The sequence below is a fragment of the Sphingomonas vulcanisoli genome (genome assembly GCF_011761305.1).
Classification (GTDB): Bacteria; Pseudomonadota; Alphaproteobacteria; order Sphingomonadales; family Sphingomonadaceae; genus Sphingomonas_I; species Sphingomonas_I vulcanisoli.
The window spans coordinates 364,551-384,910 of record NZ_JAAOZC010000003.1 but is presented as its reverse complement, the minus strand read 5'-3'; the positions used below and the strand labels follow the sequence as shown (position 1 = coordinate 384,910).

Here is a 20,360-nt window from a genome sequence, read left to right as displayed (position 1 = left end):
CTACTCCTCCCCCATCCGCAGCGCCGCGATGAACGCCTCCTGCGGGATGCTGACGTTGCCATATTCGCGCATCCGTTTCTTGCCCTCTTTCTGCTTGTCCAGCAGCTTGCGCTTGCGGCTGGCATCGCCGCCGTAGCATTTGGCGGTCACATCCTTGCGCAGCGCGGCGATCGTCTCGCGGGCGATCACCTTGCCGCCGATCGCCGCCTGGATCGGGATCTTGAACATGTGGCGCGGGATCAGATCCTTGAGCCGTTCGCACATGCCCCGGCCGCGCGTCTCGGCGCCAGCGCGGTGGACGATCATGCTCAGCGCATCCACCGCCTCGTCGTTCACAAGGATGCTCATCTTGACGAGATCGCCCTCGCGATAGCCGATCTGGTGGTAATCGAAGCTGGCATAGCCGCGGCTGATGCTCTTCAGCCGATCGTAGAAATCGAACACCACTTCGTTGAGCGGAAGCTCGTATTTCAGCTGGGCGCGGCCGCCCACGTACGTCAGATCCTTCTGGATGCCGCGGCGATCCTGGCAGAGCTTGAGGATGCTGCCGAGATATTCATCGGGCACGTAGATGGTCGCCTCGATCCACGGCTCCTCGATGCTCTCGATGCGGGTGGGATCGGGCATGTCGGCGGGGTTGTGCAGATCGATGACGCGCGCGTCCTCATTCTTCGTGTGCGCCAGATGGATATGGTAGACCACGCTCGGCGCGGTGGTGATCAGATCGAGATCATATTCGCGCGTCAGCCGCTCCTGGATGATCTCCAGGTGGAGCAGGCCGAGGAAGCCGCAGCGGAAGCCGAAGCCGAGCGCGGCCGAGGTCTCCATCTCGAACGAGAAGCTGGCGTCGTTGAGCCGCAGCTTGGAGATGCTCTCGCGGAGCTTCTCGAAATCGTTGGCGTCGGTCGGGAACAGCCCGCAGAAGACCACCGGCTGCACTTCCTTGAAGCCGGGCAGCGGCTCGGCGGCGGGTTTCTTGGCATCGGTGATCGTATCGCCGACGCGGGTCTCGGTGATTTCCTTGATCTGCGCGGTGATGAAGCCGATCTCGCCCGCGCCGAGTTCGGTCAGCTGCTCGATCTTGGGGCGGAAGCAGCCGACGCGATCGACCAGGTGGCGCGTGCCGCCCGCCATGAAGGCGATCTCCTGCCCCTTCTTCAGCACCCCCGCCATCACGCGGACGAGGATGACGACGCCGAGATAGGGGTCGTACCAGCTGTCCACCAGCATCGCCTTGAGCGGCGCGCTGGCGTCGCCCTTGGGCGCGGGGATGCGCTCGACGATCGCGTCCAGGATCTCGTCGATGCCGATGCCCGATTTGGCGCTGGCGAGGATGGCGTTGCTGGCGTCGAGGCCGATGATATCCTCGATCTCGGCGCGTACCTTCTCGGGCTCGGCCGCGGGCAGATCAATCTTGTTGATGACGGGCACGATCTCATGATCATGCTCGATCGATTGGTAGACGTTGGCCAGCGTCTGCGCCTCCACGCCCTGCGCGGCATCCACCACCAGCAGCGCGCCCTCGCACGCGGCGAGGCTGCGGCTGACCTCATAGGCGAAGTCGACATGGCCCGGCGTGTCCATCAGGTTGAGCACATAGCCCTTCCAGTCGAGGCGCACGGTCTGCGCCTTGATCGTGATCCCGCGCTCCTTCTCAATGTCCATGTTATCAAGAACTTGCGCGGACATCTCGCGCTCGGTCAGCCCGCCGGTGCGCTGGATCAGGCGATCGGCGAGCGTCGATTTGCCATGGTCGATATGGGCGATGATGCTGAAGTTACGGATCTTGTCGAGCGGCGTCATCCCCGCCGCCTAGCAGGCGATGCGCGAGAAGCGAAGAGTGAGGCGCGAAGCTGAACCTATCCACAACCAAATGGCCGATGTCACATTAGTGTCACCAAAGAGTCGCGGGCCTGCAAAGGGACCTGGCTAGCTCCCCGCGCAGAAGTCGCCGCCCGAGCGGTGATTCCAAAGGGGACTACAAACATGACTTCCAAGGCCTCGGCGATTTCGATCGCCGCCCTCGCTCTCGCGCTTGCGAGCCAGGCGCATGCCGCCGCTCCGGCGCCGGCCGATCCCGCGCCCGCCGCTGCGTCTGGCGAAGAGCCCACCATTCAGGAGATCGTCGTCACCGCCACCAAGCGCGAGACCAATCTCCAGAAGACCCCGATCTCGATCAGCGTCGTCAACGCGCAGGTCATCAAGGATCGCCACATCCAGAGCCTTTATGACCTTGCCGACGGCGGTGTCCCTTCGCTCCGCGTCGCCACCTTCGAAGCCCGCCAGAGCGCGCTGACGATCGGTATCCGCGGCATCGTGCCGCTCGACGCCAACCAGCCCGCGCGCGAGCAGGGCGTCGGCATCTATGTCGACGGCGTCTACCTCGCCCGCCAGCACGGCCTTAACGCTGCGCTGTTCGATATCGAGCGTATCGAGGTGCTCAAGGGCCCGCAGGGCACGCTGTTCGGCCGTAACTCGGAAGGCGGCGCGCTCTCGATCATCTCGAAGGCGCCCTCGGGCAAGTTCGGCGGCTCGGTCAATGCCGGCTATGGCAATTATGGCGCCTACACGATCGGCGCGCACCTCGATCTGCCGGAATTCCACAACCTCAGCGTCAAGCTCGACGGGATCAAGCAGTATCAGAACGCGACGACGAAGGACCCCCTCCCCGGCTCGACCGGCTGGAACTATTATGACCGCCAGGGCTTCCGCGGCGCCGTTCGCTGGAAGCCGTCGAGCGACATCACCAACGATTTCTCGGTCGATGTAGCGCAGGACAAGAACACGCCCTTCTATAGCCAGCTGCTGAACTATAACCCCAACGGCTGCGCCAATGGCGCGGTGACGGCGGCCACCACCTGCGTGCTGCCGAGCTTCAGCTACACCACGCTGACCGGCGGTCCGGTCAAGCCGCTGCTGCCGGGTGTCGTCGTCAACGGCACCAGCCGCATGACCACCGCCGACATCGGCGTTCCGCAGCAGCCCAGCGTCGACAAGAGCCACGGCTTCACCAACAACTTCAAGTGGAAGCTGTCCCCTGAGGTCGAGATCCGCTCGATCACGGCGTGGCGCGGTGTCGATATGGCGCAATATGATAACAGCGGTGGCGCCCACCGCGTCCCCACGATCGCCTTGACCGCTGCCTGCACCGCGGCAGCGCCCTGCGCTTTCAGCCGCTACAGCCTGGCCGATCTTCGCCAGCGCCAGTTCAGCCAGGAACTCCAGGCCGTCGGTTCGATCGATCGCATCGATTATGTCGCGGGCCTGTTCTACTTCAACGAGCATGTCAGCGATGACGCCGCCACGCCCGCCTCGATCGGCGCGGTTGCGATCACGGATGGCCTCGGTAACGTCACCGGCGCCAACTATGTGACGATCCCCTTCTGCACGGGCAGCACGCCGCTCTTCGTCGGCAAGGCGGTCAATGGCTGCTCGATCGATCGTGCCTCCGCCGTCCGTTCCAGAAGCTATGCGGCCTACGGACAGGCCACCTGGAACGCGACCGACGCGCTGCACATTACCGTTGGCGGCCGCTACACCAAGGACAAGAAGGAGGGCGTTCTGACCTTCTTCAACAACCTCAACTACGCCACCGCGACGCCCGCCCAGCTCGCCGCCAACGGCTATCAGCCGCTGGACAAGACCTGGAACCGGTTCAACCCGATGGCGACGATTGCATATGACGTGACCAACGGCCTCCACGTCTACGCCAAATATTCGACCGGCTATCGCGCCGGCGGTGCCAGCTCGCGCACGCCCAACTACCTGCCGTTCAACCCCGAAGATCTGAAGTCGTATGAAGTCGGCCTGAAGAGCGATTTCTGGGATCACCGCGCGCGCTTCAACCTGGCGGGCTACATCATGGACCGCAAGAACAGCCAGGAAGACCTGAGCTTCATCACCACCGCGAACGGCGCCAGCGTTAACGTCCTGCGCGCCATCAATGCCCCGGGCATCACCAAGATCCGCGGCGTCGAAGCGGACCTGACCGTTGCGCCCGTAACAGGCCTGACGCTGAACCTTTCCTACGCCTACACCTACACGCATATCCCGCTGATCCCGGTGACCTTCACCGTCGGCGCAGTCACATCTGCTCCGGTGCTGCAGCAGTTCTACATTCCGTTCACGCCGCGAAACGCAGCCAGCGGCTCGATCGATTACGCGCTGCCGGTCGGCGGGGGCGATACCAAGGTGAAGGTCCACATCGACGGAAACTATTCGCAATCGGCCCAAGGCTTCGATCAGTTCCCGACCAAGGCGGGGGCTTCGTTCATCGTCAACTCGCGCCTGTCGCTGGCCGACATCGGCATGTCGAATGCCGGTCAGAAGCTGACCGTCAGCCTCTGGGTGCGCAACATGTTCGACAAGCAGTATATCTTCCGTCAGGATCCGTCGAACAGCCTGCCGGGCGCTCCGACCAGCGCCGCGCAGCTGACGACGGGCGCCGGCGGCCCGATCCAGAACGTGCTGGGCGATTACGGCAACTTCAACGCGCCCCGCACCTTCGGCATCGAAGGCACGGTTACATTCTAATACATTGAGCCCCCATCGCCGCGCGGCCCCCTTCCGCGCGGCGAGTTCCTCCACGGCCTGCACCTCGCGGTGCGGGCCGTCATTTTTTGGCTAAGGCGTAGTTAGAGGCCGGCCGCTGCGATCGCTTCGATCGAGCGCGCCAGTCGTTCCTCGGCAGGCCCGCCGATCAGCACATAGGGCAAGCCGCGCTTTTCGAGCTGGTGACGCGAGCATTCGAAGAAGCGCCGCCGCCGCCCCTCGTCACCGAAGAAGCGTGTGCCGTCGTCGACCCACGGCATATCGATATCGAGCAGCAGGTAGAGGTCCGCGGTCTCGTCGAAGTGATCGAACCAGGGATCGGATCGCTCGAACAGCATGTCCGCCCAGGCCGCGGTCATCAACGGATCGGTATCGAGGATCAGCCTCCCGCTGGACAGGCGCTTGGCCGCACGGGTCATCGCCGCATGCGTGCGCCCGATCGCGAGGAGATCGGCCATGGTCAGCGCCAGGCCGAACGTCTCGCAATAGGTGCGGCCATATTCGGGCAGCCAACAGGTATCGAAATGCGCGGCGAGTTGGGGAGCCAGCGTCGATTTGCCCGTGCTCTCCGGCCCATGCAGGCAGATCGTCCGTGCGAAACGCTCCCGCACCGGCGCGGGCAGGAAGCGCCAGTTGCCCATCAGATCGGCGAGGATTTCCGCGCCCGATATCGGCAATGTCTGATGCTCGGGATCGAGCTGGACGTAGCGGGCGCCCAACGCCGAAGCGAGCGCCAGCGCCTCGCCATCGCCCGCGAACACCAGATCGATGCGGCGCCCAAGCTGCGCACGCATCGGCTCCCACCAGTGGTCCGTGCCCGAAGGAGCGGCGTGGACCTGCACCAGCTCCGCTTGGGGGAACAGCTCAGCCATCCACGCGGCGCGGTCGGCCGGCGAGATCGCGTCCTCAGGACCGACGATCATCGCCAGCACCAAATGATCAACCAGGGCCCGAGCGGTGCCGGCCAGCAGCATATGCCCGGCGTGCGGCGGCATAAAGCGGCCTACGATCAGGCCGGTCGTCATGCCAGCGCCTCCGAACTCCGTTCGGCACGCGACCATTCGATCCAGCCCCACACCGACATGATTAGGAACAGGCAATAGAGCAGCGCCGTCGGCACCAGCCCCTTGGCGACGTACAGCCCGATCTGAAGGACATCGACGAAGATCCAGAGCGGCCAATTCTCGATCCATCGCCTGGAGAGCATGATCTGCGCGACGATGCTGATCATGGCATTGGCGGCGTCCAGATACGGGAAAGCAGCGTCGGTAAAGCGCGCCATGCCCGTGCCCCAGGCGGCAACCAGCGCGATCGTCGCGATCGCCCAGCCCGCCCTGGCGCGGCCACTCAAACGAAGGACGGTGACCTCACCGCTATCCTCGCGGCTGCGCTGCCAATTCCAAAACCCATAGAGTTGCACCAGAAAGAAGACGATCTGGAGCAGAGCATCGCTGTAAAGCCGGGCGTGAAAAAAGACCGGCGCATAGAGAGCGACCATCGCCAGCCCGAAGGCGTAATTCCAAATGTTCCGCCGGATAAGCAGCACAATGTTGAACACGCCCAAAAGCGCCGCGACGATCTCCAGGGCATCCACCGGCTTCGGCTAGCCGATCGTTTCACGAAGCGCCAGAACGAAGGGAAGCGACCAGAAGACCATAGCGGCGTGTGGAGAATTGCCGGCTTGCGGGGGTTGCCCTCGCCTCCGGCCCCGGCTAATCGCCCGCACCACCAGCTAGTCTCGGCAACCGCGCTCCGGCGCAGTCCTATGCCGCTCCGTCGGGGAGTAGCTCAGCCTGGTAGAGCACTGCCTTCGGGAGGCAGGGGCCGGAGGTTCGAATCCTCTCTCCCCGACCATGATTCCATTCCGTTGCCTCAGGCCTTGAGGCAGGCGATCACGGCGGTGACGCCGCTGATCGTCTCGGCGGGATCGCGGACTTTGATGCTGTCGATGCCCATGGCGCGGACGGGATCGTCATTGCCGCCCGGAAAGATCGCGTCGCCGAAGAACAGGATATGCTCCTGCGCGATGCCGCTATGCTCCATCAGCTTGCGCATCCCATAGGCCTTGTCGACGCCCTTGCGCGTGATGTCGAGCGAGGTGGAACCGCCGATATTGATCTGCAGATCGGGCAGCGCCGCCTGCAGCGTCTTCTGCAGCGCCTTGCGCTTGGTGAAATCGGGATCCCAAGCCTTCTTGGCGTCGAGCGGGGCTTCCTGACCGAGGCCCGAGAAGGTCACTTGACTGCCGCGATCCTCGATCCGATCGCCCCAGGTCTTTTCATCCTGGATGCCCGCGTCCTTCAGCGCCTTGTCGAACGCGGCCATGATCTTGTCATGCTCGTCCTTGGAAAAAAGCTCCGCGTAGATCGCTTTCCATGTTCCGCCTTCGAAGCGGTAAAGCTTGGTGCCGGTGGTCGGCTGGATGAACAGGTTTTCGAAGACGCTGTCCTTGGGCAGACGCGAGACGACCTGCTTTTCAAACTGGGGCCAATCGCCCCCGGAGATCACGCAGACCTTCGCCACCGCGAGCAACTGTCCCAACAGCGCCGCCATATCGTCGCCCAGCGGCTGCTTGCTCTCGGCCAAGGTGCCATCGAGATCGAAGGCGATCATCTGTTTCATGCGCGGACCTTTGGCAGGATAAGCCGATCAATCGCATCGGCGACACCATCGTCATTATTGGATGCAGCCACCGCCTTCGCCGCCGCCTTCACCGGATCTGGCGCCTGCCCCATCGCCACCGAAAAACCGGCGCGCGCGAACATCGGCAGATCGTTGGCCTGGTCGCCGAGCGCTACCGTCTCATCGAGCGTGACGCGAAAGGCCTCGGCGAGTGCCGCGATGCCGGCGCCCTTATTAGCTTGGGGCGCGGTGATATCGAGATAGTAAGTCTGGGAGCGCGCGACCGTCGCCCGATCACCGAGCAGGCCTTTCACCTCGCCTTCGATCCGATCGAGCAACGGCTGATCATCGGTGACGGCGACGATCTTGTCACAACGCGCGATACGATCGCTAACGTCCGTGGCAAAGATCGGCTCGACACCGGCGGATTTGACCTCGCGCGGCGTGTGCAGCTCATCCTTGTCGCTCGCCAGCCAATCGCCATCGGCGAACACCCAGCGGATCACCGGCTGCTGTTCAAGGTAGGCGATCAGATCGCGCGCGGCATCCTCGGCGAGGACATGTTTTGCCTTAATGCTGCCATCGGCCATGAACAGGGTGCCGCCGTTGAAGGCTCCGAACGGCCCGTCCAGCTTCAGCCGCTCCGCGATCCACAGCATCCCCGACGCCGGACGCGCGCTGATCAGGGTTACCGCGACACCCGCATCCATCAGGCGACCAACTGCGGCGGCATTACCATCGGACAAGCTCTTGTCGTTGCGGACAAGCGTCCCGTCGATATCGGAAACGACCAGCTTGATCATGCGAGCGTATGCCAGGCGCGGCCATCACGCGCGAGCAACGCATCCGCGCCCGCCGGGCCAGCGCTGCCCGGCTTATACTCCTCAGGCTTGCCTTTTTTGGCCCAGGCATCGAGCAAAGGCTGAATAGCACGCCAGCCGCCTTCGATCTGATCGGCGCGCTGGAAGAGCGTCTGATCGCCGGTCAGCACATCATACAGCAAGGTCTCATAACCGGTGCGGTGGCCCATCTTGAAGACATCCGCATACGCGAAGTTCATCGACACCGGCACGACGTCGACAAGCGGCCCCGGCACCTTGGCCGCGAGATCGAGACTGATCCCTTCGTTGGGCTGGATCTGCAGAACGAGGCGATTGCAGGGCAGCGATGTCACTTCGGTGCCGCGGAACGTGTGCAAGGGCGCGCTTTTGAAGTGGACGACGATCTCCGTATCGCGGTGGGAGAGTGCCTTGCCGGTGCGCAGGTAAAAGGGCACACCCGCCCAGCGCCACGTCTCGACATAGAGCTTCATCGCCACATAGGTCTCGGTGCGGCTCTTGGGCGAAACGTCGGGCGTCTTGACGAAGGCGGGCACTTTTTCGCCCGCGATCTTGCCCGCTACGTTCTGTCCGCGCACCGCGTTGGCCGGATCGATCGGCGCGATAGCATCGATCACCTTGGCCTTCTCGCTGCGGATCGCCTCGGCGCCGAAGCTGGTGGGGGGCTCCATCGCGGTCATCGCCAGCAGCTGGAAGAGATGGTTGGGCACCATGTCGCGCAGCGCGCCGGTGGCGTCATAGAATTTGCCGCGCGAGCCTACGGTCACCTGCTCGGCAGCCGTGATCTCGATATGATCGACGTAGCGGTTGTTCCAGACAGCCTCCATCAAGGCGTTGCCGAAGCGCGCGACCATGATGTTCTGGACAGTTTCCTTTCCGAGGAAATGATCGATCCGATAGATTTGCGACTCCTGCGCCTGCTGGAGCAGCACGGCATTGAGGGCCTGCGCGGAGGCGAGATCGCTGCCGAACGGCTTCTCGATCACCAGCCGGCGGAAGCCGCCCTCTTCCTTGAGCATCCCGGCAGCGCCGAGCTTTTGTGACACCGACCCGAAGAAGGAGGCTGCGGTGGCAAGGTAGAAGATGACGTTGCCATCAAGCTTTCCAGCCAGCGCCGAATAGGTCACGTCTTCGTTGAAATCGCCTTTGAAATAATGGATTTGCTTGCGGATCTTGCGCCACGCCGCATCGCCCTCGACGAAATCATCAAGCGATGCGCGAAGCCCTTCGTCATCAACGTCATGATAGCTGACGCCCAGGATCTGGGTCTTGGGGTCGAGCAGCTTCCAGCGGACAAGGTTGACGATCGCCGGCATCAACAGCCGCTTAGCCAGATCGCCCATCGCACCGAAAATCACCAATGTCGCGGGCGGCGCGACAGGTGCCTTGTTCGGCTCCGCCACTATTGCGGCATTTCGACATGGCCGCCGAAGCCGAAGCGCATCGCGGACAGAATCTTGTCGCCAAACACGTGATCGACGCGGCTGCGGTAGCGGGCAAACAAGGCAGCCGAGAGAACATAAGCGGGCACCGCCTCCTCCATCGCCGCCTCAATGGTCCAATGACCTTCGCCCGAGTCCGCGACCTTGCCCGTAAACTGTTCCAGCGTCGGATCCTTGCCGAGCGCCGAGGCCGTCAGATCGAGCAGCCACGAGGAAACGACGCTGCCGCGCCGCCAAACCTCCGAGATATCGGCCAGATTGAGATCGAACCGCTCATCCTCGGGCAATTTGTCCGAAGACTTGCCCTTCAATATGTCGAAGCCCTCGGCGTAGGCCGCCATCAGGCCATATTCGATGCCGTTGTGGACCATTTTCACGAAATGGCCTGCGCCTGCCGGGCCAGCGTGGATATAGCCCTTTTCGGCGCGAGGATCTTCGCCCGGCTTGCCTTCGCGTTCCTTGGTACGCGGCACAGTACCGACGCCGGGGGCCAGAGTATCGAAAATCGGATCGAGAGTCGCGAAAGCTTCGTCGCTGCCGCCGATCATCATGCAATAGCCGCGTTCGAGGCCCCAGACGCCGCCCGAAGTGCCGACATCGACATAATGGAGCTGCTTCTCCGCACAGACCTTCGCGCGCCTAATGTCATCCTTGTAGAAGGTATTGCCACCATCGATGATGATGTCGTCAGGCGACGATTTCTCGATCAGAGTGGCGATCGTCTGCTCGGTAGGATCGCCGGCGGGGAGCATCACCCAATAGATGCGTGGGCCTTCGAGCTTGGCGACGACTTCATCGAGCGAGGCGGCGCCCATCGCGCCTTCGTTGCTCAAGGCATCTACCGCCTTGGCATCACGATCGAACGCGACGATCTCGTGGCCGCTGCGCATCAAGCGCCGGGCGATGTTCGCGCCCATCCGGCCGAGGCCGATCATTGCCAAACGCATGGTCTGTTCCTTTTAGGAGTTGAGCGCGGCTTCGACCGCGGACGCCAGCGCCTTGATGCCGCCGCCGCCCTTCTTGAGATGAACGCGCAGCACGCGGCGGCCGCGTTCGGCAAGCACATCGGCATCGCCGCGCGCCTGCATGATCTGGACATTGCCGAAACTGGCCTTGTGACCCGGAACGGCGAGATCGGGATCGGGATCGCGCGTGATCGTCAGGAAGACGCCGCTGTTGGGGCCACCTTTGTAAGCCTGCCCTGTTGAATGGAGGAAGCGCGGTCCGAAGCCCGCGACGGTCGCCACTTGCTTGGCATCACGCACCTGCGCGCGGATCGTGGCGATCACCGCCTCGTCCGCCGCGCTGCGCTCGATATAGGCAAGGAAGCCCGCATAATTGCCGGGCTGGAGGCTCGCGAAATGGAGATCGAGCAATTGCTTGGGATCGCTCGGCGACAGCGCCGTCGCCTGCGGTGCGAAGATCGCGAAATCCTCGGTCTCGACGATCGGCGTTTCGGGTTCGGCGCTGCCGCTCTGCTCATAGGCATCGACCAGCTTGCGCGTCGCGACCTTGGCCGCCTCGACGTCGGGCTGATCGAAGGGGTTGATGCCGATCACCGCACCCGCGATCGCGGTGGCGACTTCCCAGCGGACGAACTCCTGACCGATATCCTCCTTGGCCGCGACCGGGATATGCACCACCGGCTGCCCCGCTTCGGCAAGTGCCTTCAACCGCGCCTCAAGCTCGGCATCGCTGTCACCTTCGAGGTGAAGATGCACGAACAGCCGATCGGTGCCGTAGCTCTCCACCGCGCCCAGCGGCTCAAGATCGACGGGCACGATGCCCTTGCCCTGCTTGCCGGTCGATTCGGCGAGCAATTGCTCCAGCCAAGCGCCGATCGGCTCGAGCCCCTTCGAGGGCAAGATGGTGAGCTTGTCACGACCGGCATTGGCCGCCTCCCCCATGATGACGCCCAAATGGACGCCGGGATTGCCCTTGACCGCCGTGTCCGCGCCGCACGCGGAAACCATCGAAGCGGTCGCGTCGTAAAGCGCCTTGATATCCAGCCCCATCGCCGCGCCCGGCACCATGCCGAACACCGACAGCACCGAATAACGGCCGCCGATCGCCGGATCGCCGTGGAAGATGAAAGCATAGCGGTCCGCCTTCGCCGCCGCCTCCAGCTTGGAGCCTGGATCGGTGACCGCGACGAAGCGGTTGCCGTCCTTGCCCGCCAGCTCCCAGAAATAGGCGCGGAGCAGTTCCGGCTCCATCGTCGATCCCGATTTGGAGGAGACAATGAACAAAGCCTCGCTGGGATCGATCGCCTTGGCGACGCCTGCGATCTGATCAGGATCGGTGGTGTCGAGCACATGCAGCTTCGGAAAGCCGGGCTGATTGCCGAGGATCAGCGCCAGCACCTCCGGCCCAAGGCTGGAGCCGCCCATGCCGAGCAGCACGGCATCCTTATGGCCCTTGGCCTTCTCGACCAGCGCCGCGATCTGCGCGAAATCGACCTGCTTGCCCTCGGCGGCGGGCAGCCAGCCGATCCACTTGGCCTCGTCGGCGTTGGTCCAAAGCGTCACATCGCCTTCCCAGAGCCGCCTGGCCCAACTTTCTTTGTCGGCCTGTGCCAGCCGCGTTTGCACAGCGCGCGCCAGCGCCTCGGGAAGCTCGGTCTTCATGCGGCTCAGCCCTTCACCAGCTCGGATGTCAGCGCGGTCTTCTTCTCGCCCACGGCCTTGATCAGCGTATCGAAGGCATCGGCGAACAGCTTGACGCCATCGACCACCAGCTCAGTGGTGACGCCCTGCAAATCGAGCCCAAGGCGCTCGGCCTCTGCCAACACCGTCTTCGCGGCCTCCACATCCTGCGTCAGCGTCTGTGCTACGGTGCCGTGATCGCGGAAGGCGTCCATCGTCTTGGGCGGCATGGTGTTCACCGTGTCCGGGCCGATCAGCGTATCGATGTAGAGCGTATCGGGGAACGACGGATCCTTGGTGCCGGTGGAGGCCCAGAGCAGCCGCTGCGGCTTGGCGCCCTTGGCGGCGAGCGCCTGCCAGCGATCGCCCGCGATCAGATCCTGATACCAGGCATAAGCGACCTTGGCATTGGCGATCGCCACCTTGCCGCGAACCGCTTTCAGCGCATCGGCATCCTTGTCGCCCGCACCCAGCCGCTCATCGATCTTCTTGTCGATCACGCTATCGATGCGGCTGACGAAGAAGCTGGCGACCGAAGCGATCCTGTCGATCGGCTCGCCCTTGGCGGCACGCGCTTCCAGCCCTTCGATATAGGCCATTGCCACCGTCTGATAGGCATCCAGCGCGAACAGCAACGTGACGTTGATATTGAGGCCATCCTCGATCAATTGCCGGATCGCAGGCGCACCTGGCTTGGTGCCGGGCACCTTGATCATCACGTTAGGCGCATCGACCGCTTTCCAGAGCTTATGCGCCTCCTCGATCGTCGCTGCCGTCTCCATGGCGTTGCCGGGCGAGACTTCGAGGCTGACATAACCGTCCTTGCCGTCCAGCTCATCATAGACAGGGCGGAGATCGGCGGCGGCATCCTTGATATCCTGCACCGCCTGGCTCTCGTAGAGAAATTTGGCGGTAGCATCGCCCTTTCCCAGAACGCCCTTAAAGCCTTCGTCATAGGCATCGCCATGCCCCATCGCCTTTTCAAAGATCGAGGGATTGGAGGTGACGCCGGTCAGGCCATCCTCGGCGACCAGTTTCCTGAGGCCACCTTCGGCCAGGAACTTGCGATCGACGAAATCCAGCCAGACGGCCTGCCCGGCGGCGGCGAGTTCCTTGAGATTGCTCATGCTTCTTTTCCGATCAGCTTGCGCGCGGTGGCGACGATATTGTCGACGGTGAACCCGAACTTTTCCTGCAGCTTGGCGCTGGGCGCCGAGGCGCCGAAGCTCGACATGGTGATCGCTTTACCCTCGAGCCCGACGTAGCGGTCCCAACCCAGCTCGCTGCCCTGCTCCACGGCAATGCGCGCCTTGACGCTCTTTGGAAGCACAGATTCTTTATAGGCGTCGTCCTGCATCTCGTAGAGATCCCAGCTCGGCATCGATACGGCCCGAGCCTTCGTCCCATCTGCCGTCAGCTGCTCATATGCCTTGACGATCAGGCTGACCTCCGATCCCGTCGCGATCAGGATAACGTCAGGCTCGTCCGCGCTGGCGAGCACATAAGCGCCCTTCATGACGCCTTCGGCACTCGCGTATTTTTCGCGGTCCAGCGTCGGCAGGGCCTGGCGGGAAAGCACCAGCGCGGTGGGCCGGTTCCCTTCGGCAATCGCCGACCGCCAAGCCCAGGCGACTTCGTTCGCATCGCACGGCCGGATCGTGTGCATTCCCGGCGTCGCGCGGAGCATGGCGAGCTGCTCGATCGGCTGGTGGGTCGGCCCATCCTCGCCGACACCGATCGAATCGTGCGTGAACACCCAGATCGCGCCGATCTCCATCAGCGACGAGAGACGCACCGGCGGGCGCATGTAATCGAGGAACACGAAGAAGGTCGCGCCATAGCCGCGCAGGTGTGACAGCGTCATGCCGTTGACGATTGCGCCCATCGCATGTTCGCGTACGCCGAAATGGAGGTTGCGGCCGCCGTAGCTGTTCGACTGGAACGATCCGGCGTTGTCGATCAATGTCTTGGTCGAAGGCGCAAGGTCGGCCGAACCGCCGACCAGCCAGGGCAGCTTGGGCGCGATGGCGTTCAGCACCTTGCCGCCGGCATCGCGCGAAGCCATGCCTCTATCGTCAGCGGGGAAGCTGGGGACATCGGCATCCCATCCCTCGGGAAGCTGATCGGACAGCATCGCATCAAGCTGCTTGGCAAGCTCCGGCTCTGCGGCGCGATACTTTTCGAGCATCGCCTCCCATTCGGCGTGCAGCGGCTGCCCGCGCCCGGCTATCGCCTCGTGGAAATGCTCAGGCACGCCATCGGGGATGAAGAAAGGCTCGGTGCCCGGCCAGCCGTATTTCTTCTTAGTGCCCGCGATATCCTCGGCGGTCATCGCCTCGCCATGCGCCTTGGCGGTGCCCTGGATCGAGCTACCGTAGCCGATGATGGAATGGACCACGATTAGCGTCGGCCGATCGTCGGTGCCCTTGAACTCTTGCAGCGCGGCGGCGACGGCGGCCGTATCGTTGGCATCGTTCACATGGATGACGTGCCAGCCATAGGCCTGGAAACGCTTGCCGACATCCTCATCGAAAGCGAGATCGGTGTTGCCCTCGATCGTGACGTGGTTCGAATCGTAGATCCAACACAGGTTGGAAAGCCGCAGGTGTCCGGCAAGGCTGGCGGCTTCGCTGGCAACGCCCTCCATCATGCAGCCGTCGCCCGCCAGGCAGTAGACGTCATAATCGAAGACCGGAAAGCCCTCGCGGTTGTAATGCGCAGCCAGCCAGCGCTCGGCGATCGCCATGCCCACCGAATTGGCGCAGCCTTGGCCGAGTGGACCCGTGGTGGTCTCGACGCCCGCGGTGTGGCGATATTCGGGATGGCCTGGCGTCTTCGATCCTATCTGCCGGAAATCCTTGATGTCCTGCAGGCTGACCGCGAGCTTGCCGCTCAGCTTGCCGTCCTTGTCGATCTCCTTGACGCCAGCGAGATGCAGCAGCGAATAGAGCAACATCGAAGCATGGCCGGCCGAGAGCACGAAGCGGTCCCGATTGGCCCAATCGGCGGCATCGGGATCGATGCGCAGGAATTTGGACCATAAGGTATAGCCGACGGGTGCCATCGCCATCGGCGTACCGATATGCCCGGATTTGGCCTTGGCGACCGCATCCATCGAGAGCGTGCGGATCGTATCGATTGCGAGCCGTTCGGGCGAACCGTCCTCATGAACGGCTTCAAGGGTCGCCTCGGTCTGGGTCATCACTGTCCTTCGTTTCTCGTCGCTGCAACGGCCGGTGAGGGCCAAGGATGCGCGGATTGGCAGTTAAATTTTGGGATGGGAAGGCGTTCGCCGCATTTTGCGCACACCTTCCGGCGTGCCGATGAACAGAGCATCGATCTCGGTCAAAAACAGCCCGTGGCCGACCACGCCGGGAAGCGCATCCAGCACGGCGGAGAGCGCCGGCGGATCGGCGATCGGCCCAAATCGGCAATCGAGAACGGGATTGCCCTGATCGCTTTGAAAAAGGCCATTTTCATTACGGCGCAGTTCCGATTTTCCGCCCAGCACGGACACGTGTTCGGCGATGAACGCGCGCGCCAGCGGCAGAATTTCGATCGGCACCGGTCGCGCTCCGATCCGATCGACCAACTTGGAACTGTCGGCAATGGCGATGTTGCGTGCGGCTGCCGTAGCGACGATCTTCTCGCGCACCATCGCCCCGCCGCCGCCCTTGATCGCGCGGAAGAGCGAATCGATCTCGTCGACCCCGTCGATACAGAGATCGACGCTTGCATGATCGTCCATGGCGATCACCGTGATCCCAGCTGCTTCGGCCGCGCGTGCTGTGGCTAGCGAGGTGGCCACCGCGCGGATGTTCAGCCCGGTCTTCACCCGCGCGCCCACTGCGGCGATCGCGAAGGCGGCAGTGGTGCCCGTACCGAGGCCGACCAGCATGCCCGCCTCGATCTCCGCCACCGCGGCTTCGGCGGCGGCACGCTTTTCCTCATCGCGGTCGGCTGCGATCATGTGACCGGCCATGATCCTCCTTGCACCGATCGGCAAGCGGCTTGCCGTCCACGGCGGGCCGGGCCAAGGCGGCGGCCATGCGCAACCCTGCCCGACATGGCGCCCGCCTGACATTGCTGCTGCTCACAGCCGTCTATGTCCTCAACTTCGTCGATCGGCAGCTGGTCGCGATCCTCGGCCAGCCGATCAAGGCCGATCTCGGCCTGAGCGACAGCCGCCTCGGCCTGCTCAACGGGCTTGCCTTCGCGCTCTTCAACAGCGCGCTCGGCCTGCCGATCGCGCGGATCGCCGAGCGGCGCTCGCGGATCGCGGTGGTTTCCTGGAGCCTGGCGCTGTGGTCGATCGCAACCGCGGCCTGTGGTCTCGCGCGCGGCTTGCCGCAGCTGTTAGTGGCGCGGATCGGGGTCGGTATCGGCGAGGCTGGCTATGTGCCCGCCGCGCAGTCCATCATCGCTGACCTCTGGCCGCGCGAGCGGCGCGCGACTGCGCTCGCGCTGTTCTCGATCGGTATTCCGGTGGGCATCCTCATTGGCGCCGTTGCGGGCGGATGGATCGCGGACGCGCTTGGGTGGCGCGCCGCCTTCCTGGTGCTGGGCATTCCCGGCGTTGCGTTGGCGGCGGTGATTGCTTTCGTCCTGCGTGAGCCTCCCCGTGGCGCGCAGGATGCGGCGACGGACGCCCAAGCCCCCGCATTCGGGGAGGTAGCGCGCGCATTGTGGAGCGATCGCGTATTTCGCAACATGGCGGCGGGTGCGACGCTGGCATCCACGGCGGGCTATGGCATCACCGGCTTCGCGGTGCCGCTGCTGATGCGCTCCTATCAGCTGCCGCTCCACGTGGCCGCCACGGGCTTTGGATTAGTCGTCGGCGCCGGAATCGGCGGGGGGATCGCAACCGGCGGATGGCTAGCTGATCGACTCACGCCGGGGCGGCAAAACGCGCGGGCGCAAGTCGCCGGAGCGGGCGCGTTGATCGCGCTCGCCGCCTTTCCGCTGGCTCTAAGCCAATCCCAGCCGCTCGGCGTGGCGTTAGCCGCGTTTCCGGCCTTCTTCGGCGCGCATCTCTATTTCGGGCCGGTCTATGCCACAACCGCCGACCGTGTCGGGCCGCGCGCGCGCGCCACCGCGATAGCCTTACTGCTACTGGCGATGAACGGGCTGGGCCTGACGATCGGGCCATGGCTGGTTGGCACGCTCAGCGACCATTTCACGAAGCGGGCGCTACCCGACTTTGCCATGTTGTGCGCCAGCGGAAAGGCTCAGACGGCGCCCTGCTTGAGTGCTTCGGCCAGCGGCCTGTCTAGCGCATTAAGCGTCGATCTGTTCTTTTATCTTTGGGCCGCCGCGCATTTCCTGCGCGCGGGCTGGCTGGTCGCGCGCGATCAACCCCAAAGCTCGGCCCGATAGCGGTCAAAGCAACGCGCGCCGCAGCGCAGCCGGATAAGGGCACCTTCGGCGATCGCCGCTGCGCGCCGGGGTTCCTCGGCCACCAGCGGTGCCAGCGCCTCGCGGTTCCAGGCTTCGCTGTGATGGACGTCGAGCACGGCGTGAAGATCGAAATAGCGCCGCCGCTTTTCATCCAGGCCGATGCGTTTGAGGCCCGCGGCAACATGCGCCGAACGGCCCGGCGCGGTCAGCTCGATCACGCCCAGCGCGCCCACCGACTGCCAAGTGTAGCGGCGGCAGCTCGCCATCGCCGTCATCGCATTGGCGAGTGCCAGGCTCTCCCATACCGTCGTGTCGATGTCCGGCTCGACACCCAGCGTTTTCACCAGGGCATCGAGCATCGGACCATGCATCCCGGACTCGCGACCGCGCCCCATCTCGTCCCAATAATTGCGCGCCAGTTCCAGCTTGGCCGACACCGGCAATTTCACCTGCGTCATCGCCACCAAATCGTCGAAGCCGGCCTCGCCAGCCGCCTCCTGCGTAAAGAACCAGCGCAATTCTTCGGCGGAGGCCTGCTCGGCCAGCCACGGGAATAAGGCATCCCCCTGCCCCGGCCCGGTCTGCTTCAGATCTTCGAACCAGCGCACGAAACCCGCAGGATCGGTCGGCACCATCGCCGCTTCGTCCACAATCTCGGCGCGCAGCTCTTCGATGAATGCGCCCTCCAGCCGCAACATCCGCGTGTCGCGCTCCAAAGTCTTCTGCCAATCGTCATCGACGAAGGCCGGCGCCAGCCGCTCATGATTCCAGTGCGCCAAACCACGCTGGAAGCTTGAGGTGAGAAACTGTGATCGTCGCCGCGCGGGCTCGCCAAGCGAGAACTGCGTTGCCATGCTGGTGATCTCCGAGAAAACTTCGGACGATCCAACCGTTTATCGCAGCGCGCGTTCCCAGCCTTAACCTAAGCTTATGCGATTGGCGGCGCTTCGAACGCATAAAAAAAGAGGCAGCCGGTCGCCCGACTGCCTCCCATTTTACCGCTCAAACCGGATTAGCCGGCGTTGAAATCGGCGTATTTTTCGTTGCCGACGAAACCCATCTTGGAGACGTTGGCGCGCTTCGTAACGGCCAGCACCTCGTCCACGACTTCATATCGCGCTTGCGGATCGGGCTCGAGATGCAGCTCGGGAATCGGATCCATCTGCTGCGTCTGATCAAGATACTGACGCAGGACGGTCAGATTGATCGGGGCACCGTTCCAGGCGATCGTGCCCGCGGCATCGATCGAGACCTGGTTCTTGGTCGGCAGGATCGGCGGCGGCGGCGCATTGGTGTTCTGGGGAAGATCCAGCTTCACCGCATGCGTCTGCACCGGGATCGTGATGATGAACATGATCAGGAGCACCAGCATGACGTCGATCAGCGGCGTCGTGTTGATGTCCATCATGGGCTCACCTTCAGCGGTCGCTGCGCTCATGGCCATGATTAATTACTCCCAATATTGGGGCGTGCGGACGGGAAGCCCATCACTCCACGGCCGCATGATACTCGCCCGGATCGGGCTGCGAGATGAAGGCGACGCGCGCGAAGCCCGCACGGGCTACGTTGGTCATCGCGCCACCGACACAGCGCCAGGGCGTGTTGACGTCGGCCCGGATATGGACCTCCGGCAGCTCGAGGCCGGGGGCCGTCGGACCGCCCTGCTTGTCGATCTCAAGCTTGAGCTTGGCGACCGAGCGATCGATCAGCTCCTGCGGCTGGATCCGGGTCTGGCCCCAATAGACCTCGCACTGGCCGTTCTTGCCACGGATGGAAAGAACGACATTCTCGGGCTTGGAGGTCGTGGGCTCGTAGGCGACCTTGGGAAGGGTCACCGGCACGGTCTGGATCACGACCGGGACGGTGATGAGGAAGATGATCAGCAGCACCAACATAACGTCCACGAGGGGCGTCGTGTTGATGTCCGACATCGGGGCATCGCTCTCGGCTGGGCCCACGCTCATTGCCATGGAAGGAAAGTCCTATTCTACTGCCGGAAGGGCCGACGGCGTTACCGCCGCCGGAAGGTATGGCGGCGGAATGATCCGCCGCCATCATCCTCTTACGGCTTGGGCGTGGTGGCCGTTGCGGGCTTCACCACGGGGGCCGGAGCCGGCTTGGCCGAGATCAGCACGGGCTTCACCGCACCGTTGGAAACCATGTAGCCATGGATATCGGTTGCGAATGAGCCGATCTGCTCCGCGATCACCTTGTTACGGCGGATCAGCCAATTGTAGCCGAGCACGGCAGGAACCGCGACGACCAGACCGAGCGCGGTCATGATCAGAGCCTCGCCGACCGGGCCGGCAACGGCGTCGATCGAAGCCTGCCCGGCGGCACCGATCTTGATGAGCGCGCGGTAGATACCGATAACCGTGCCGAACAGACCGACGAACGGCGAGGTCGAACCGACCGTAGCGAGCACCGCAAGGCCGTTGCCGAGCTTCGAGTTGACCGCGGCGGTTGAACGATTGAGCGAAGCGCCCAACCATTCATGCTGGTCGACCGGATCGATCAGCTTGGTGTGCTGGTCCTGCGCGGTCAGGCCGTCGTCGACGATCTGGCGATAGGCCGAATTCTTCTCGAGCTTGTTGGCGCCATCACGCAGCGAGGGCGAGCCCCAGAAGGTCGTGCGGGCACGCTTGGCCTGATTGAGGATCTTCTGCTGCTCGAACAGCTTGGTGAACAGAATGAACCAAGTGGAGGCCGACATGATCACGAGGATGATGAAGACCGTCCAAGCGATGACGCCGCCCTGATGAAGAGCGGCCAACAGGCCGTACGGATTGGAGTTTGCTGCAGGAGCGGTAGCGTTCATGGTCGAAGACTTCCTTCTTGATGCTTCGGCCGGGGCACCGGCCAGT

At 63.7% G+C, this 20,360-nt stretch carries 17 protein-coding genes and 1 tRNA gene; 3 read left to right on the top strand and 15 right to left on the bottom strand.

The window, feature by feature from the left end; genetic code table 11:
• Complete coding sequence (gene lepA / locus FHS31_RS08565; protein ID WP_167072933.1) at positions 1-1,803, bottom strand: translation elongation factor 4; 1,803 nt, start codon at positions 1,801-1,803, stop codon at positions 1-3.
• A 183-nt stretch (positions 1,804-1,986) separates the two neighbouring features.
• Here lepA and FHS31_RS08560 point away from each other — a divergent pair, with 183 nt between their 5' ends.
• A complete protein-coding gene (locus FHS31_RS08560; RefSeq protein WP_167072932.1) occupies positions 1,987-4,533 on the top strand; it encodes a TonB-dependent receptor in 2,547 nt (848 codons plus the stop codon).
• A 101-nt stretch (positions 4,534-4,634) separates the two neighbouring features.
• Here the strand turns inward: FHS31_RS08560 and FHS31_RS08555 are convergent, their stop codons facing one another.
• Positions 4,635-5,576 (bottom strand): AAA family ATPase, encoded by a 942-nt coding sequence (locus tag FHS31_RS08555; RefSeq protein WP_167072931.1) that lies wholly within the window; start codon positions 5,574-5,576, stop codon positions 4,635-4,637.
• A complete protein-coding gene (gene pnuC / locus FHS31_RS08550; RefSeq protein ID WP_167072930.1) occupies positions 5,573-6,145 on the bottom strand; it encodes a nicotinamide riboside transporter PnuC in 573 nt (190 codons plus the stop codon). The genes FHS31_RS08555 and pnuC overlap by 4 nt, the downstream gene beginning before the upstream one ends.
• Positions 6,146-6,328: 183 nt before the next feature.
• On the opposite strand from pnuC, the gene FHS31_RS08545 reads away from it, so the two are divergent.
• Positions 6,329-6,405 (top strand) — tRNA-Pro (locus FHS31_RS08545).
• 18 nt (positions 6,406-6,423) lie between these two features.
• On the opposite strand, the gene FHS31_RS08540 is transcribed toward FHS31_RS08545, so the two are convergent.
• The 8 genes from FHS31_RS08540 to rpiA all read right to left on the bottom strand — a co-directional run bounded on the left by FHS31_RS08540 (position 6,424) and on the right by rpiA (position 16,069).
• The gene (locus FHS31_RS08540) at positions 6,424-7,173 is read right to left on the bottom strand and encodes an HAD-IIB family hydrolase (protein ID WP_167072929.1); all 750 of its coding nucleotides are present in this window, start codon (positions 7,171-7,173) and stop codon (positions 6,424-6,426) included.
• Positions 7,170-7,976: a Cof-type HAD-IIB family hydrolase gene (locus FHS31_RS08535; RefSeq protein ID WP_167072928.1), complete on the bottom strand. Its 807-nt coding sequence runs from the start codon at positions 7,974-7,976 to the stop codon at positions 7,170-7,172. The genes FHS31_RS08540 and FHS31_RS08535 overlap by 4 nt, the downstream gene beginning before the upstream one ends.
• Complete coding sequence (gene zwf / locus FHS31_RS08530; RefSeq protein ID WP_167072927.1) at positions 7,973-9,415, bottom strand: glucose-6-phosphate dehydrogenase; 1,443 nt, start codon at positions 9,413-9,415, stop codon at positions 7,973-7,975. Before zwf ends, FHS31_RS08535 begins: the two co-directional genes overlap by 4 nt.
• Complete coding sequence (gnd, locus tag FHS31_RS08525) at positions 9,415-10,401, bottom strand: phosphogluconate dehydrogenase (NAD(+)-dependent, decarboxylating) (RefSeq protein WP_167072926.1); 987 nt, start codon at positions 10,399-10,401, stop codon at positions 9,415-9,417. The genes zwf and gnd overlap by 1 nt, the downstream gene beginning before the upstream one ends.
• A gap of 12 nt (positions 10,402-10,413) precedes the next feature.
• Entirely contained in the window at positions 10,414-12,081 is a 1,668-nt protein-coding gene (locus FHS31_RS08520) for a bifunctional transaldolase/phosoglucose isomerase (protein ID WP_167072925.1), read from the bottom strand.
• 5 nt (positions 12,082-12,086) lie between these two features.
• Positions 12,087-13,226 carry a transaldolase gene (tal, locus tag FHS31_RS08515; RefSeq protein ID WP_167072924.1) on the bottom strand — a complete coding sequence of 380 codons (1,140 nt, stop codon included), beginning with the start codon at positions 13,224-13,226 and terminating at the stop codon, positions 12,087-12,089.
• Entirely contained in the window at positions 13,223-15,301 is a 2,079-nt protein-coding gene (gene tkt, locus FHS31_RS08510) for a transketolase (protein ID WP_167072923.1), read from the bottom strand. The genes tal and tkt overlap by 4 nt, the downstream gene beginning before the upstream one ends.
• A 63-nt stretch (positions 15,302-15,364) precedes the next feature.
• On the bottom strand, positions 15,365-16,069 hold the full coding sequence (gene rpiA, locus FHS31_RS08505) for a ribose-5-phosphate isomerase RpiA (protein ID WP_167072922.1): 705 nt from the start codon (positions 16,067-16,069) through the stop codon (positions 15,365-15,367).
• Positions 16,070-16,146: 77 nt separating this feature from the next.
• On the opposite strand from rpiA, the gene FHS31_RS08500 reads away from it, so the two are divergent.
• Positions 16,147-17,475 carry a spinster family MFS transporter gene (locus tag FHS31_RS08500; RefSeq protein WP_167072921.1) on the top strand — a complete coding sequence of 443 codons (1,329 nt, stop codon included), beginning with the start codon at positions 16,147-16,149 and terminating at the stop codon, positions 17,473-17,475.
• On the opposite strand, the gene FHS31_RS08495 is transcribed toward FHS31_RS08500, so the two are convergent.
• The 4 genes from FHS31_RS08495 to FHS31_RS08480 form a co-directional block, all read right to left on the bottom strand.
• On the bottom strand, positions 17,451-18,350 hold the full coding sequence (locus FHS31_RS08495; protein WP_167072920.1) for an iron-containing redox enzyme family protein: 900 nt from the start codon (positions 18,348-18,350) through the stop codon (positions 17,451-17,453). The two genes, FHS31_RS08500 and FHS31_RS08495, sit on opposite strands and share 25 nt — an antisense overlap.
• A 158-nt stretch (positions 18,351-18,508) precedes the next feature.
• Positions 18,509-18,940, bottom strand: a complete 432-nt coding sequence (locus FHS31_RS08490) for an ExbD/TolR family protein (protein WP_167072919.1) — start codon at positions 18,938-18,940, stop codon at positions 18,509-18,511.
• Between the two features lie 43 nt (positions 18,941-18,983).
• On the bottom strand, positions 18,984-19,466 hold the full coding sequence (locus FHS31_RS08485) for an ExbD/TolR family protein (protein ID WP_167072918.1): 483 nt from the start codon (positions 19,464-19,466) through the stop codon (positions 18,984-18,986).
• 92 nt (positions 19,467-19,558) lie between these two features.
• Positions 19,559-20,314 (bottom strand): MotA/TolQ/ExbB proton channel family protein, encoded by a 756-nt coding sequence (locus FHS31_RS08480; RefSeq protein ID WP_167072917.1) that lies wholly within the window; start codon positions 20,312-20,314, stop codon positions 19,559-19,561.
• Positions 20,315-20,360 lie beyond the last annotated feature (46 nt).